9 protein-coding genes and 1 pseudogene are annotated in these 16,185 nt (G+C 71.4%); 9 read left to right on the top strand and 1 reads right to left on the bottom strand.

From position 1 onward, the window contains the following. Positions 1 to 63: 63 nt before the first annotated feature. Positions 64 to 4,716 (bottom strand): ATP-dependent helicase, encoded by a 4,653-nt coding sequence (locus CLV40_RS28490; protein ID WP_104482088.1) that lies wholly within the window; start codon positions 4,714 to 4,716, stop codon positions 64 to 66. 291 nt (positions 4,717 to 5,007) lie between these two features. Here CLV40_RS28490 and CLV40_RS28485 point away from each other — a divergent pair, with 291 nt between their 5' ends. The 9 genes and pseudogenes from CLV40_RS28485 to CLV40_RS28445 all read left to right on the top strand — a co-directional run bounded on the left by CLV40_RS28485 (position 5,008) and on the right by CLV40_RS28445 (position 15,964). Next, positions 5,008 to 6,960, top strand: a complete 1,953-nt coding sequence (locus CLV40_RS28485; RefSeq protein ID WP_104482087.1) for an Hsp70 family protein — start codon at positions 5,008 to 5,010, stop codon at positions 6,958 to 6,960. A gap of 39 nt (positions 6,961 to 6,999) precedes the next feature. Next, positions 7,000 to 8,793, top strand: a complete 1,794-nt coding sequence (locus CLV40_RS28480; RefSeq protein WP_104482086.1) for an Hsp70 family protein — start codon at positions 7,000 to 7,002, stop codon at positions 8,791 to 8,793. Between the two features lie 135 nt (positions 8,794 to 8,928). Continuing rightward, on the top strand, positions 8,929 to 9,123 hold the full coding sequence (locus CLV40_RS28475; protein WP_104482176.1) for a DUF3046 domain-containing protein: 195 nt from the start codon (positions 8,929 to 8,931) through the stop codon (positions 9,121 to 9,123). A gap of 165 nt (positions 9,124 to 9,288) precedes the next feature. Beyond that, positions 9,289 to 10,329, top strand: coding sequence for a recombinase RecA (recA, locus tag CLV40_RS28470; RefSeq protein WP_104482085.1), 1,041 nt, complete (start codon positions 9,289 to 9,291; stop codon positions 10,327 to 10,329). A 983-nt stretch (positions 10,330 to 11,312) separates the two neighbouring features. After that, a pseudogene (locus CLV40_RS39920) lies at positions 11,313 to 11,777 on the top strand (regulatory protein RecX); the annotation flags it as partial. A gap of 400 nt (positions 11,778 to 12,177) precedes the next feature. Next, positions 12,178 to 12,459, top strand: coding sequence for a hypothetical protein (locus tag CLV40_RS28460; protein WP_104482083.1), 282 nt, complete (start codon positions 12,178 to 12,180; stop codon positions 12,457 to 12,459). Positions 12,460 to 12,478: 19 nt separating this feature from the next. After that, complete coding sequence (locus CLV40_RS28455; protein WP_104482082.1) at positions 12,479 to 13,261, top strand: hypothetical protein; 783 nt, start codon at positions 12,479 to 12,481, stop codon at positions 13,259 to 13,261. Positions 13,262 to 13,293: 32 nt separating this feature from the next. Continuing rightward, positions 13,294 to 15,204: a fumarate reductase/succinate dehydrogenase flavoprotein subunit gene (locus CLV40_RS28450; protein WP_104482081.1), complete on the top strand. Its 1,911-nt coding sequence runs from the start codon at positions 13,294 to 13,296 to the stop codon at positions 15,202 to 15,204. Between the two features lies 1 nt (position 15,205). Next, complete coding sequence (locus CLV40_RS28445) at positions 15,206 to 15,964, top strand: succinate dehydrogenase/fumarate reductase iron-sulfur subunit (RefSeq protein ID WP_104482080.1); 759 nt, start codon at positions 15,206 to 15,208, stop codon at positions 15,962 to 15,964. The last annotated feature ends 221 nt before the right edge of the window (positions 15,965 to 16,185 follow it).

The following is a 16,185-nucleotide window of genomic DNA, read 5'->3' as shown; positions in this document are numbered from 1 at the left end:
CGCACCGGTCACGAACGTCGGCGCGCCGGGGCGCGGGAGTCCTTGTGCTCCTCGCGATTCCGGTCATGACCGCAGCCGCAAGCCCTGGGGCGTGGCCTGGAAACCCGCGTCGCGGAGGATGCCGGACAGGGTGGAGGTCAGCGCCACCTCGCCGTCGGCCTTGCGGACCGACAGGGAGCCCAGCCAGCCATCCTGGACGGCGCGGACCAATCCCCGGGCCGCGGCGCGGAGCGCGGGCTCGTCGTCGGTGAAGGACAGCAGGGTTCGGCCGCCGCGTTCGACGTAGAGGGCGGGGACACCGTCCACCAACGCCACCAGCGCGCCCGCCTTCCGGCCCGGCCGGTGCTTGCCCTCGCCGACCGGATCCGGCCAGTCCAGCGCGGCGCCGTAGGGCTGCGCCGGGTCGGCCGCCGCGAGGATCACGGCGGTGTCCACCCGCTCCCGTGGTGCCGGTCCGCCGCGCAGCAACGCGGCCGGGGTGGGCCAGCCCGGAGCCACCACGGACGGGTCAAGGCGCGGCTCTTCAGGTAGAGAGTCCTGTTTGGACACGGCGCGAAGCCGGTCCACGGCACCACGAGCCGCGAACTGCGAAGCCCCCAACCCCTCCACCACGTACCCGCGGATGATCTGGCCGGACTCCTCCATCGCCCGCAACACCTTGTAGATACCGCTGAACCCACCCGTCACCCGCTCGGTGTCGAGCGCGCCACGGGTCAACACGCCGTGCCGCTCCAGGAACGCCTCCGCGCGCGCGTGCGCCCGCCGCGTCGGGTCGAGTTCACGCGGCACCACCAGCGACCACCGCCCACCGACCGTCGGCGGCCCACTACGGCTCGGCATCGCGGGGCGGGCCGTCCGCAGCCGCGCGTACCGGCCGCGCGGCGCCGACCGCCGCGGCTTGTGCGCGGCTCCCTTGCCCACCACCAACGCCCGCAACGGCGCGATGGTGTCGTTCGTGACCAGCCCGCCCCACACCAGGTCCCACAACGCGGTCACCACGTCCTGGTCGCCGGGCGCCTCCGCGCCCCCGTCGAGCAGTTGCGCCCCCACCCGGTCCGCGACCTGGCGGAAGAACAACGCCCCACCGTCGAGCGCGGACAGCACGGCGGTGTGCAGGGGCGTGTCCGGCACCGCCTCCTCCACCTCGGGCAGCAGCAGGTCGGCCACGTCCGTCGGCGCGAACGCCACCCACCCGTCCCCGCCCGCCAGCGACCCGGACCCGCACCAGGTGACCTCACCCGCCGCCGTCAGCTCGTCGAGCAGCGCGGGCGCGTACCCCGGCAGCCGCGCGGGCAGCACCAGCGACTCCACCGCGCTCGCGGGCAGCGGCGCGCCCGCCAACTGCTCCACCACCGTCAGCACGTCGTCGGCCGTCGGCGCCGACCGCGACCGCCGCCCGATCCCGTGCCAGCTCGGCAGGAACCGCCCCAGCGCGGCGGGTTCCACCGGCTCCACCTCGGCCCGCAGCCGGGCCAGCGACGTGCGCCGCAGCCGCCGCAGCACCTCCGCGTCGCAGTACTCCGTGTGGGTCCCGCCCGGCCGCAACTCCCCGCGCACCAACCGACCCGCGCCCGCCAGCCGTTCCAGCACACCCGTGACCACCGAGACGCCGAGCCCGAACCGCTCCGCCGCCTCGGCCGCCGGGAACGGCCCGTGCGTGCGGGCGTAGCGGGCCAGCAGGTCGCCGACCGGGTCGGCCACCGGCTCGGTGAACGCCTCCGGCACCCCCACCGGCAGCGCGGTGCCCAACGCGTCGCGCACCCGGCCCGCGTCCTCGATGGCGATGAACCGCTCCTCGCCCGCGATCCGCACCCGCAGCACCCGGCGCGTGGTTTCCAGCTCCGCCAACCACTCCGGCCGCACCCCGCGCTCGGCGGCCTCCGCCACCGACAGGTCTCCCAAGAACCGCAACAGGTCGGCGGCGTCCTCGGCGTGCCGGGCGTGCCGCTGCGGGTCCAGCCGCTGCAGCGACCGCTCCACCTCGGCCAGCACCTCGGGGTCGAGCAGCTCCCGGATCGCCTCCGAGCCCAGCAGCTCGGCCAGCAGCGCGCTGTCCAGCGACAGCGCCGCCGCCCGCCGCTCGGCCAGCGGCACGTCCGTGCCGTACAGGAACATCCCGACGTACCCGAACAGCAGGCTGCGCGCGAACGGCGACGCCGACGGCGTCTCCACCTCCACCACCCGCACCCGCCGGGCCCGCACGTCCGACATCAGCTCGCGCAGCCCCGCCACGTCGTAGACGTCCTGCAGGCACTCGCGCATCGCCTCCAGCACCACCGGGAACCGCTCGTACTTCGCCGCCACCGACAGCAACTGCGCCGACCGCTGCCGCTGCTGCCACAACGGGGTCCGGCGCCGGGGATCGCGCCGGGGCAGCAGCAGCGACCGGGCCGCGCACTCGCGGAACCGGGACGCGAACAGCGCCGAGCCACCCACCTCGGCCACCACGACCTGCTCGACCTCGTCCGGGTCCAGCAGCACGTCCTCGATCCCGGCCACCACCTCCTGACCGGCGTCGTCGACCGCGTCCGGCAACCGCACCACGATCCCGTCGTCCGCGTGCGCGATCTGCGCGTCCACCCCGCGCCGCTCCCGCAGCCGCGCCCCGATGGCCAGCGCCCACGGCGCGTTGACCTGCGCCCCGAACGGCGAGTGCACCACCAGCCGCCAGTCGCCCAGCTCGTCGCGGAACCGCTCCACCAGCACGGTCCGGTCGTCCGGCACGTGCCGGGTGGACTCGCGCTGCTCACCCAGGTACGCCAAGAGGTTGTCGACGGCCCACTCGTCCAACCCGGCCGCCGCCGCCCGCGACCGCGCCGCCGGTTCGTCCGAAGCGGACAGTTCACGCAGGAACGCGCCCAGCGCCCGACCCAGCTCCAGCGGCCTGCCGGGGGCGTCGCCCTTCCAGAACGGCATCCGCGCGGGCTCCCCCGGCGCAGGGGTGACGATCACGCGGTCGTGGGTGATGTCCTGGACCCGCCACGACGACGTGCCGAGCAGGAACGTGTCGCCCACCCGCGACTCGTAGACCATCTCCTCGTCCAGCTCGCCCACCCGCGACCCCGCGCCGCGCTCGTCCGCCGGGGTCATCACGGTGAACAGCCCGCGGTCCGGGATGGTGCCGCCGGAGGTGACCGCCAACCGCTGCGCCCCAGGCCTGCCGCGCAGCTCGCCGGTGATCCGGTCCCAGGTGATCCGCGGCCGCAGCTCGCCGAACTCCTCGCTCGGGTACCGGCCCGCCAGCATGTCCAGCACCGAGTGCAGCGCCGAGTCCGGCAGCGCCGCGTACGGCGCCGCCCGGCGCACCAGCGCGGCCAGCCCGTCCACCGTCCACGGCTCCAGCGCCACCATCGCCACCACGTGCTGGGCCAGCACGTCCAGCGGGTTGCGCGGGTAGCGCACCGCCTCGATCGCGCCCTGCGCCATCCGCTCCGCCACCACCGCGCACGACACCAGGTCGCCGCGGAACTTCGGGAACATCACCCCCTGCGAGACCGCGCCCACCTGGTGCCCGGCCCGGCCCACCCGCTGCAACCCCGAGGCCACCGTGGGCGGCGCCTCCACCTGCACCACCAGGTCGACCGCGCCCATGTCGATGCCCAGCTCCAGCGACGAGGTGGCCACCACGCACGGCAGCCGCCCCGACTTGAGGTCCTCCTCCACCAGCGTGCGCTGCTCGCGCGACATCGACCCGTGGTGCGCCCTGGCCACCACCGACTCGACCATCGTGGTCAGCCCGGACTGCCCGATCGCCTGGGCCGGGAACCGGGTGGGCACCTCGCTCTCCTCGGCCGCCAGCTCGTTGAGCCGGGCCGTCAGCCGCTCGGCCAGCCGCCGCGAGTTGGCGAAGACGATGGTCGACCGGTGCGCGCGCACCAGCTCCAACACCCGCTGCTCCACCTTGGGCCAGATGGAGGCCTGCGCGGGCGGCTCCGGCGAGTCCGGGTCGACCGGCGCGGCCGGACCCTCGCTCAGGGTCGCCATGTCGGCCACCGGGACCTCCACCCGGATCAGCACCGTCTTGCCGATCTCCGGCTGAACGAGAGTGACCGGTCGCCCGCCACCGAGGTAGCCGCTCACCTCCTCCACCGGCCGCACCGTCGCGGACAGACCGATGCGCTGCGCGGGCCGCTCCAGCAGCGCGTCCAACCGCTCCAGCGACAGCGCCAGGTGCGACCCGCGCTTGGCGCCCGCCACCGCGTGCACCTCGTCCACGATCACCGTGCGCACCCCGCGCAGCGACTCCCGGGCCGCCGAGGTGAGCAGCAGGAACAGCGACTCCGGCGTGGTGACCAGCACGTCCGGCGGTGTCCTGGCGAACGACCGCCGCTCCTCCGCCGGGGTGTCGCCGGTGCGCGTGCCGACGGTGATGTCCGGCTCGGACACCCCCAGCCGGTGCGCCGCCTGCCGGATCCCGGCCAGCGGCGCGCGCAGGTTCCGCTGGACGTCCACGGCCAACGCCTTCAACGGGGACACGTACAGCACCCGGCACCGCCGTTTGGCGTCCTCCGGGACGCCTTCCGCGGCCAACCGGTCCAACGCCCACAGGAACGCCGCCAGCGTCTTGCCGGAGCCCGTCGGCGCCACCACGAGCGCGTGCTCGCCCGCCGCCGCCGCGCGCCAGGCACCGGCCTGGGCCGCGGTGGGCGCGGCGAAGGCCCCGCTGAACCACTGCCTGGTCGGGGCCGTGAAGAGGTCGAGCACGTCATCGGTCACGACCCCATGGTTACCCCTGGTGTCCGACACTTCCACGCCACCGCCGTTCCGGTGGACGAATCCGGTGTATGTGGACAACTCGCGATCATCGCGGGGAGTGTCCACCCGGGACCTCACGGTGTTCGCCCTGGGACCGTGGTCCACTCCTGGGTACGGTGGGGCACCCGGTTCGGCGGTTCGGCGGGGCGGCCGATCTGGGAGACCGGACCCACAGGGCGTATCGCGCATGGGAGCATCTGCGACGACACCCTGGGGGAAGCAGGGTCGGGGTTGTTGTTTGAGGGGAGAGCAGTGAACGTCCTGTCGGTCGATCTCGGCACGTCGAACACCGTCGCCGTGTTGTCCGCGCACGGCCGCCCACCCCGGGTGGTCGACGTCGACGGCGCGTCGATGATGCCCTCGGCCGTGTTCGCGGGCGAGGACGGCGGCCTGGTCGTCGGCCGCGACGCCGAGCGCCGCGCCCGCCTCGACCCCTCCCGCTTCGAGCCCAACCCCAAGCGCCGCGTCGACGAGGGCACGCTGCTGCTCGGCGACGCCGTGGTGCCGGTCACCGACGCGCTCGCCGGGGTGCTGCGGCGCGTCGTCGACGAGACCTCCCGCCAGCTCGGCAACAAGAAACCCGACGAGGTCCGGCTGACCCACCCCGCGCAGTGGGGCCCCGTGCGGCGCAACGTGCTGCTGTCCGCGGCCCGGCAGGCGGGTATGGGCTCCAACCTGGTCCTGGTGCCCGAACCGGTCGCCGCCGCCGCGCACTTCGCCTCGTTCCCCGGGCAGACCCTGGCCCCCGGCCAGGCGCTGGCCGTCTACGACCTGGGCGCGGGCACCTTCGACGTGGCGATCGTGAGCGCCACGCAGAACGGCTTCGTCGTCTTGGCCGAGGCGGGTCTGCCCGACCTCGGTGGTCTTGACGTCGACCAAGCCCTCTTAGAGCACGTCGGTCGTCAGATCTCCCACCGCGACCCCGCCGGTTGGCAACGCCTCTTACGTCCGGAGTCCACCGGCGACCGCCGCGCCCAGCGCGCGTTGCGCGAGGACGTGAAGGCGTCCAAGGAAGCCCTCTCCCGGCACCCCCAGACCGAGGTCCCCCTCCCCGAGCCCTTCGACGACGTGCTCGTCACGCGCGTCGAGCTGGAGGCGCTCATCCGCCCCGGCATGCTCCGCAGCGTCGAACTCCTCGCGGGCACCATCCGCGCGACCGGCCTCTCCCCGGACCGCCTCGCGGGCATCTACCTGGTCGGCGGCTCCAGCCGCATCCCGCTGGTGGCGACCCTGATCGCCGAGCAGATGCGGGTCGTGCCCACCAGCCTCGACCAGCCCGAGACCGCCGTCGCCCTCGGCGCGCACCACGTGCCGCAAGAGGGCATCACGATGCGCACGGGCGACATGTCCAACACCATCGACGCGGTCCGGCGCAGCCAGGCCATGGTGCCCCGCAACAGCAGCTTCACCCCGGCGCCGCCGACGCAGAACCCGCCGAGCGCCCCCATCCCGGTGCAGCAGTACCCCGGCACCCACCCGCAGCACGTGGTCGGCCCGCCGTCGCGCCCGGTGCCGGTGCAGACCCCGCCGCAGGTCGCGCAGATCCCCTCGCCGCAGAACCCGCCCTCGATGCCGACGCCGGTGCAGAACCCGCCGTCCGTGCCGACCCCGGTGATCCACCACGTGCCGACCCCCGCGCCCGCCAGGCGCGGCTCGAACCGGCCCTGGTACGTCGCCGCCGCGATCGTGGCCGTAGTGGTCATCGGCGTGGTCAGCACCATCATCGTCATGTCGGGTAAGGGTGGGCTCAAGGCCGATTGCAGCGATCGCACGGTCGACTCCCACGGCTTCACCCCGTGCACGAAGGAACTGGCCGGGCCCATCGCCCAAGAGAACTGCACGACCGGCATGAAGCTCAGCGGCAAGACGCAGTCCACCCCGGGCGCCGACATGGCCACCTGCCAGGTCGATGGCAACTACATCGTCTACGGGCACTTCGCCAGCGCCGATCAGGCCAAGCAGAGCGTCGACGAGGTAATCGGCCAACTCGGCTTCTCCATGTCGGAAACCAAATCCGACGCTTGGAACGGCGGTGGCAAATCGGGCACCTACTACGCGGTGGGGACAGATAGCGGCGCCGCGTTGTTGTTGTTCACCGTGAAGGACGCGCCCGTCGTGGGCATTGTCGCGGACCTGTCCGGCGGTACGCCCGATGGGATGGTGGACTACTTCAAGAAGCACGTGATGCCCACCGGCGACGCGTGACGCGCAGGTCGCGGGTAGTCACTGGGAGGTAGTAACCCCGTGCGGGTGTTGTCCATTGATCTAGGCACGTCCAACACCGTCGCGGTGCTGTCCGCGCATGGTAGGGCGCCGAGGGTCGTCGAGGTCGACGGCGCCACAACGATGCCGTCAGCGGTCTACGCGAGCGAGGACGGCGGCTTGGTCGTCGGCCGTGAGGCCGAGCGCCGGGCGCGGCTGGACCCGGCGCGCTTCGAGCCCAACCCCAAGCGCCGCGTCGACGAGGGCACGCTGCTGCTCGGCGACGTCGTCGTGCCCGTCACCGAGGCGTTGGCGGCGATCCTCGCGCACGTGCTCAAGGAGATCTCCCGCCAGCTCGGCGGTGGTCAGCCGGACGAGGTCCGCTTGACCCACCCCGCGCAGTGGGGGCCGGTGCGGCGCAACGTGCTGCTCGCCGCGGCTCGACAGGTTGGTATCGGTTCGGTCGTGCTGGTGCCCGAGCCGGTCGCCGCAGCGGCGCATTTCACCTCTCTTGGCCACACCCTGCACCCCGGTCAGGCATTGGCGGTCTACGACCTCGGTGCGGGCACCTTCGACGTGGCCGTGGTCGGTGCCAACCCTGGTGGGTTCTCCGTCTTGGCCGAGAACGGTCTGCCAGACCTTGGCGGCGTCGACGTCGACCAAGCGCTGATGGAGCACGTGGGCCGGTCGGTCTCGCACCGCGACCCGCGGGCCTGGCAGCACCTACTACGCCCCGAGAGCACGGCCGACCGCCGGTCCCGCCGAGCGCTCCAAGAAGACGTCAGGGGGGCCAAGGAAGCACTGTCCCGGCACCCGCAGACCGAGGTGCCGATGCCGGTGCCCTTCGACGACGTGCTGGTCACGCGGACCGAGTTGGAAGCTCTTATCCGTCCGAGTCTTCTTCGCAGCGTCGAGCTTCTTAGCGGCACGATCCGCGCGACCGGTCTTACCCCGGACAGGCTCGCCGGTATCTACCTCGTCGGTGGCTCAAGTCGGATCCCCCTGGTCGCGACCCTGCTCGCCGAGCAGCTGAGGGTCGTGCCGGTCAGCCTCGACCAGCCCGAGACGGCCGTCGCGTTGGGCGCGCACCTGGTCAGCTACGACAGCGCCAACCGAGCCGCCCCGGTGGCCCAGCCCTCCCAGCCCAACCCGATACCGCCTCCGCAGCTCAACCCGGTAACGCCGCAGCAGCAGCACATCCCGGCGCCGCCGGTGACGGGGAACTTCCCGAGCACCGCCACCTACACCGGTCCGCTGCAAAGCAACTTCCCGACACCGCGCCGCCCCGAGGCCCACAAGAGCCGCCGCGCGCTGCCGTTCATCGCCGCCGCCGCCGTGGTCCTGGTGCTCGCCGCGGCCACCGGGATCTACCTCATGACCAGCTCGGACAGCCTGCCGAGCGCGGAGTCCTGCCAGACCGAGGGCACCAAGGACGGCACGGGCTTCACCGCCTGCCTGCGCCAGCTCGCGGGCACGATCGCCGACAACAACAAGTGCCAGGCGGGCGGCGAACCCGCCGACGTCACCTGCGCGCTCCAGGGCTCCTACAGCGTCAGCTACGCGCAGCTGAGCTCCCAGGACGAGGTGGAGAGCCTCCTGGAAGCCGAACTCGGCGACATGACAGAGGGCGACCACGTGCGCGCAGACTGGCGCGGCAACGGTCTGGGCGGCTACTTCCGCGCGGGCGTGAGCAGCAGCAGCGGCGTGCTGGTCTTCACCGTGCAAGACCGGCCCTTGGTCGGGTGGATCACCCGTAGTAGGCCGCGCGACGACGACAAGTTCACCCCGGACGCGCTGGCCGACTACTTCGTCGCCAACGTGCTGCCGGGCACCTAGCGCTTGCGGTTGTTGCGCAGCGCGATCAGGCTCACCACCACGGCCGCCACCAGACCGGCGACGACCACGATGTCCAGCAGCAGGCTCTCGGTAGACGTCATAGCCCGATTCTGCCCTGTGCTTAGACTGCTCCCGATGCGTATTACCGCCTTCCGGGCCAGGCTCGCCGAGGAGTTCGGCGACCAGCGCGCCGAGACCATCGCCCATGACCACGTCTTCGCCGCCCTCGGCGGCCGGACCGTCGACCAAGCGCTCGACGCGGGGCTGCCGACCAAGGAGATCTGGCAGGCCGTGTGCGAGGCGTTCGAGGTACCGCCCGAGCGGCGCTGACCGCGCCGGCGGCGTGTCGGTCGCGCGGCTCGAACACGTGTTCGCTACCCTGCCATCCACACAGGCTCCGTTTGTCCACAGACCGGCGGTGCCCGCCGACAATCGTCGGTCCCTGCCCGTAGCGTGCACCTCGTGAGCACGAAACAGACCAAAGGTGGATCGAAGATGGCCGCAGCACCCGACCGGGACAAGGCGCTTGAGCTCGCCCTTGCCCAGATCGACAAGAACTTCGGCAAGGGCTCCGTGATGCGCCTGGGCGAGGAGGGCCGGGCCCCGATCGCGATCATCCCGACCGGCGCCATCGCCCTGGACGTCGCCCTCGGCATCGGCGGTCTCCCGCGCGGCCGCGTGGTCGAGATCTACGGCCCGGAGTCCTCCGGTAAGACCACCGTCGCCCTGCACGCGGTGGCCAACGCCCAGCGCGCGGGCGGCATCGCGGCGTTCATCGACGCCGAGCACGCGCTGGACCCCGAGTACGCCAGGGCCCTCGGCGTCGACACCGACGCGCTGCTGGTCTCCCAGCCGGACACCGGCGAGCAGGCGCTGGAGATCGCGGACATGCTGATCCGCTCCGGTGCGCTGGACATCATCGTGATCGACTCGGTGGCCGCGCTGGTGCCCCGCGCCGAGATCGAGGGCGAGATGGGCGACAACCACGTCGGCCTGCAGGCCCGGCTGATGAGCCAGGCGCTGCGCAAGATGACCGGCGCGATGAACAACTCCGGCACCACCGCGATCTTCATCAACCAGCTGCGCGAGAAGATCGGCGTGATGTTCGGCTCCCCGGAGACCACGACCGGTGGCAAGGCGCTGAAGTTCTACGCCTCGGTCCGCCTCGACGTGCGCCGCATCGAGACCCTCAAGGACGGCGGCGAGCCGGTCGGCAACCGCACCCGGGTCAAGGTCGTGAAGAACAAGGTCGCCCCGCCGTTCAAGCAGGCCGAGTTCGACATCCTCTACGGCAAGGGCGTCAGCCGCGAGGGCTCGCTCATCGACATGGGCGTCGAGCAGGCGATCCTGCGCAAGTCCGGCGCCTGGTACACCTACGAGGGCGACCAGCTGGGCCAGGGCAAGGAGAACGCCCGCAAGTTCCTGCTGGAGAACCCGGACGTGGCCGACGAGATCGAGAAGCGGATCAAGGAGAAGCTGGGCATCGGCGCCAAGCTCGACGCCGACGAGACCGCCCCGGCACCCGTCGAGTTCTGATGCCGGAGCCGGACCCAGCGCCGCGGTGGTGGCACGAGCCCGGGCCGGACGGCGGAACCGGTGGTTCCGCGGTGGACGGTCCGGGCACCTGGTGGGCGGACACCCCGCCCACCGCCCCCACCCCGATCGCCTGGTCCACTCCGGACGACGGTGCGGACGTGGGAACGGGCGAGGACACCGATCCTCGCCCCACCCCTGACAAGTCCGAAAAGGACGATCCGACACCTGCGGCGAGCGCGGCCGTCGAGCGGTCGAACCGGCCGGAACCGACAGCCCAGCAGCAAGACTGGTGGGCTCCCGAGCCCACTCCGACCAAGCACAGCAGCCGTTCGCGCAAGCCAGACCGCAACCCGATCGCGCCGGACGGCACGCACGAAGCCGAGCTACCGGCCGCCGCCCCCGACAGCGGCCGGTCACGGAAGAAGTTCTCGGACAAGACAGCGAACGCCGACGATCCGGTCGCCGCCATCCGCCAGCGCCTCGAATCGTTGGACCGGCGAAGGGAAATTCCCCGGTCCGGTTCCGGGCAGCGTGGTGGTCCGCACGAGTCCGACCTCTCGCCCGCAGGGAGCGGTGCCCCCGAGGCTGAGGCATCGGGGCCTGCCCTCGATGGTGCCGGAGCTCGCTGGAAGTCCTCGGATGAGGCGGTGGCCGATCCGGTGGCCGCCGCTCGGCAACGTCTCGAATCGTTGGAGCGGCGGCGAGAACCGGAGCCTTCCGGCGGGAAGCGGGGCCGTGGGGCGCGTGCGTCCGGCAGCCCCCGGCCCGACACACCTCCGGAGGTCGGGTCGCCGGATGACGACGGCTCAACCGAGACCGGTGCCACCCGGTCGCGACCTGGGCGGCGGGAGTCCACAGGCGATCCGGCGGGTGCCGGGTCCCGTGGAGGGCGTCGCTCCCGGCGGTCGTCGAACGACGATGCCGAGGCCCCGCCCGGGGAGCGGCGGCGGCGCGGGGACGCGGAGCAGGACCCGGCGGCCACGGCCCGGGACGTCTGCTACCGGTTGCTGGCCGCCCGCGACCGCACCCGCCTGGAGCTGGCGCAGGCCCTGCGGCGCAAGGAGATCCCGGACGACGTCGCCGAGACCGTCCTGGACAAGTTCGCCGCCGCCGGTCTGATCGACGACGCCGCCTTCGCCGAGACCTGGGTCCGCTCCCGGCACGCCCACCGCGGTCTCGGCCGCCGCGCCCTGGCCACCGAGCTGCGCCGCAAGGGCGTCGACGCCGAGGTCGTGGCCGAGGCCGTCGCCGCCGTCGACTCGGACGCCGAGGCCGACCGCGCCGCCGCCCTGGTGCGCAAGAAGCTCGGCACCATGCGGAACCTCGACGACCAGGTCAAGATCCGCCGCCTGGTCGCCATGCTCGCCCGGCGCGGCTACGGCGAGGGCATGGCCTACCGGGTCGTCCGCACCGAACTCGACGCCCCCGAAGACGACCCGGACTGCTAACCACCGGGACAGCTGGCGATCACACTCCGTGATCGCCAGCGGTTCGCTGGGGTCTTCCCAAGGGCTTTTCTCGGCCGTCGAGAATGCGTGCTCAACCGTCGTCGGACGACCTTGAGAGCTGACCACAGTGGTCAGTCTCACACCCGATCGTTTCTCCGCACTTCCCTTATCGCGCAACGGTTTCACCAGCACCGACAGTGTCCACCCCTCGGGCTCGTGTGCGCGAAATCACAGCACTTGACCACGGGTTGGCAAGGGTCGATCACCCATCGACGCACCTCATGTGGTACTTGTCACATCTGCCGTCGCAAGGCACAGTCGGCGACGAGCGGTGTTCGGTCCTGGGCGGCGGCTACGCACGGACACGACCCGCGAACGGACCGGAGTACGGAGGTGCGACATGTCGAGTACGGAGATCAGCGAGCTGCGGCGGACCATCGGTCAGCTGCGGCAGTGCGTCGGCGCCCTGCGGGCGCGGTACGGCGACGTCCCCGCCGTGCAGCGGTTGGTGAACGACATCGAGCGCATCGACATCGACGCCGCCGACTTCACGACCACGCCGTCGGCGCCGGTGCCCAGGCGGGCCGAGGACGCCGAGATCGTGGTCATCCCGGACACCCCGTACGACCCCCAGCTCTGGCACGGCGCCGACGACGAGGGAGTCGGCGGCTACCAGCGCTAGCCCGAGAACAGAGGAAGCGATGACGTCAGGCGTAGGCGCCCCCAACCGGGCGAGCATCTCCGCGCGCACCCTGCGGACCGACCGGTGGTGGCTCCCGCCCCTGATGACCAACCTGGGGTTGCTGACCTTCGTGGTCTACGCGACCGTCCGGTCCTTCATGGGCAAGTGGTACTGGGTCGCCGACTACGGCTACCTGACCCCGTTCTACTCGCCCTGCCTGAGCGAGTCCTGCCTGCCGGGATCCAGCCACTTCGGCACTCCGCTACCGGAGCTGCCCGGCTGGATCCCGCTGGGCTTCGTCGCCCTGCCGTTCCTCCTCGGCTTCCGCCTGACCTGCTACTACTACCGCAAGGCGTACTACCGCTCGGTCTGGCAGAGCCCGCCCGCGTGCGCGGTCGCCGAGCCGCACGGGTCCTACTCGGGGGAGACCCGCCTGCCGCTGATCGTGCAGAACGCGCACCGCTACTTCTTCTACGTGGCGCTGCTCGTCTCGGTGATCAATACTTACGACGCCGTCGCGGCCCTCACCCACGGCCTCGGCCTGGGCAACCTGGTCCTGTTCACCAACGTGGTGCTGCTCTGGGCCTACACCCTCTCGTGCCACTCGTGCAGGCACATCGCGGGCGGCAGGCTCAAGCACTTCTCCCGGCACCCCGTGCGCTACCGCGCCTGGACCCTCATCTCCAAGCTGAACGTGCGCCACATGCAACTGGCCTGGACGACGCTGGGCACGCTGGTCCTCACCGACCTCTACGTGATGCTCGTGGCCAGCGAGGCCATCCCCGATTTGCGCTTCTTCTAGAAGCGGTTAGTCAGCTACATCGAGAGGAACACATGACCGAGGTCGAGCGCCACTCCTACGACGTGGTGGTCATCGGTGCGGGGGGCGCCGGGTTGCGGGCGGTGATCGAGGCGCGCCAGCGCGGGTTGCGGGTCGCCGTGGTGTGCAAGTCCCTGTTCGGCAAGGCGCACACCGTGATGGCCGAGGGCGGCTGCGCGGCGTCGATGGGCAACGCCAACTCCAACGACAACTGGCAGGTCCACTTCCGCGACACCATGCGCGGCGGCAAGTTCCTGAACAACTGGCGGATGGCCGAGCTGCACGCCAAGGAGGCCCCGGACCGGGTCTGGGAGCTGGAGACCTACGGCGCCCTGTTCGACCGCACCGCCGACGGCCGCATCAGCCAGCGCAACTTCGGCGGCCACACCTACCCGCGCCTGGCGCACGTCGGCGACCGCACCGGCCTCGAGCTGATCCGCACCATGCAGCAGAAGATCGTGTCGCTGCAGCAGGAGGACTTCCGCGAGTCCGGCGACTACGAGGCCCGGATCAAGGTCTTCGCCGAGTGCACGGTCACCGAGCTGCTCAAGGACGACGGCCGCATCGCGGGCGCGTTCGGCTACTGGCGCGAGTCCGGTCGGTTCATCCTCTTCGAGGCCCCCGCCGTCGTGCTGGCCACCGGCGGCATCGGCAAGTCGTTCAAGGTCACGTCGAACTCCTGGGAGTACACCGGCGACGGGCACGCGCTGGCGCTGCGCGCGGGCGCCACGCTGATCAACATGGAGTTCGTCCAGTTCCACCCCACCGGCATGGTCTGGCCGCCCAGCGTGAAGGGCATCCTGGTCACCGAGGGCGTGCGCGGCGACGGCGGCGTGCTGAAGAACTCCGACGGCGAGCGGTTCATGTTCGGCTACGTCCCGGACGTGTTCAAGGGGCAGTACGCGGACGGCGAGCAGGAGGCCGACCGCTGGTACACCGACCAGGAGAACAACCGCCGCACCCCGGACCTGCTGCCCCGCGACGAGGTGGCGCGCGCGATCAACTCCGAGGTCAAGGCCGGTCGCGGGTCCCCGCACGGCGGCGTGTTCCTGGACATCGCCAGCCGCCTGCCCGCCGAGGAGATCCGGCGCAGGCTGCCGTCGATGTACCACCAGTTCAAGGAACTCGCCGACGTCGACATCACCGCCGAGCCGATGGAGGTCGGCCCGACCTGCCACTACGTGATGGGTGGCGTCGAGGTCGACCCGGACACCGCCGCGGCCACCGTGCCCGGCCTGTTCGCCGCCGGTGAGTGCTCGGGCGGCATGCACGGCTCCAACCGGCTCGGCGGCAACTCGCTGTCGGACCTGCTGGTCTTCGGCCGCCGCGCGGGTCTCGGCGCGGCGTCCTACGTGGAGGGTCTGGCATCCCGGCCCGCGGTTGCACAGTCCGATGTGGACGAAGCGGCCCGGCTGGCGCTGGCCCCGTTCGACCCGCCCGCCAACGGCGTCGAGGAGAACCCGTACACGCTGCAGAACGAGCTGCAGCAGTCGATGAACGACCTGGTCGGCATCATCCGCAAGGCCGGTGAGATCGAGCAGGCGCTGCGGACGCTGCAGGAGATCAAGGCCCGGATCGGCAACGTGACCGTCGAGGGCCACCGGCAGTTCAACCCGGGCTGGCACCTGGCGATCGACCTGCGCAACATGCTGCTGGTCAGCGAGTGCGTGGCCAAGGCGGCGCTCACCCGCACCGAGAGCCGCGGCGGCCACACCCGCGACGACTACCCGATGCTGGACGCCCAGTGGCGCAACACCCTGCTGGTCTGCTCCACCGAGGGCGACGCCACCGTGCCCGACGTCGCGGTCACCCGCCAGGAGCAGGAGCCGCTGCGGCAGGACCTGCTGGAGCTGTTCGAGCTCGCCGAGCTGGAGAAGTACTACACCGACGGTGAGCTGGGCGCGCATCCGGGACGAAGGGACTGAGGTGGCCTACAAGGCGAAGTTCAAGGTCTGGCGCGGCGACGCCGAGTCCGGCGAGCTGCACGACTTCCTGGTCGAGGTGAACGAGGGCGAGGTCGTCCTCGACATCATCCACCGGTTGCAGGCCACCCAGGCCCCGGACCTGGCGGTGCGGTGGAACTGCAAGGCGGGCAAGTGCGGTTCGTGCTCGGCGGAGGTCAACGGCAGGCCCCGGTTGCTGTGCATGACCCGGATGTCCACCTTCACCGAGGACGAGACCGTGACGGTGACGCCGATGCGCACCTTCCCGGTCATCCGCGACCTGGTGACCGACGTGTCGTTCAACTACACCAAGGCCCGCGAGATCCCGTCCTTCACCCCACCCGCCGACCTGGCCCCCGGCGACTACCGCATGCAGCAGGTCGACGTCGAGCGGTCCCAGGAGTTCCGCAAGTGCATCGAGTGCTTCCTCTGCCAGAACACCTGCCACGTCGTCCGTGACCACGAGGACAACAAGGAATCCTTCTCCGGCCCCCGCTTCCTCATGCGGGTCGCGGAGTTGGAGATGCACCCCCTCGACACCGCCGACCGGGTGCCCGCCGCGCAGGAGGCGAACGGCCTGGGCCTGTGCAATATCACCAAGTGCTGCACCGAGGTCTGCCCGGAACACATCAAGATCACCGACAACGCCCTGATCCCCATGAAGGAACGGGTCGCCGACCGCAAGTACGACCCCATTGTCTGGCTGGGCAACAAACTTTTCCGCCGCACCACCAAGAACTAGCGCCGGGCGGGACGAAGCCCGGTGCCGCCAACCAAAGCGGCACCGGGCTTCGCGCATTTTTCGCCTACCCACGGAGGCTTATTCAGCGGCGTAGAAGTAGAGTCCTATAACGGCCGAGATGGTGTCGGCGAAGGTGTTGATGGGTCGCCGGTAGTCGGTGTGGAGAACACGCCAGGTCTTGAGTTGGGCGATGGCGCGTTCGACCACGACACGGATGGAGT

It is taken from the genome of Actinokineospora auranticolor (assembly GCF_002934265.1).
In the GTDB taxonomy this organism is placed as follows: Bacteria; Actinomycetota; Actinomycetes; order Mycobacteriales; family Pseudonocardiaceae; genus Actinokineospora; species Actinokineospora auranticolor.
The sequence above is the reverse complement of the archived record's forward strand: the minus strand, read 5'-3'. Positions and strand labels throughout refer to the sequence as shown.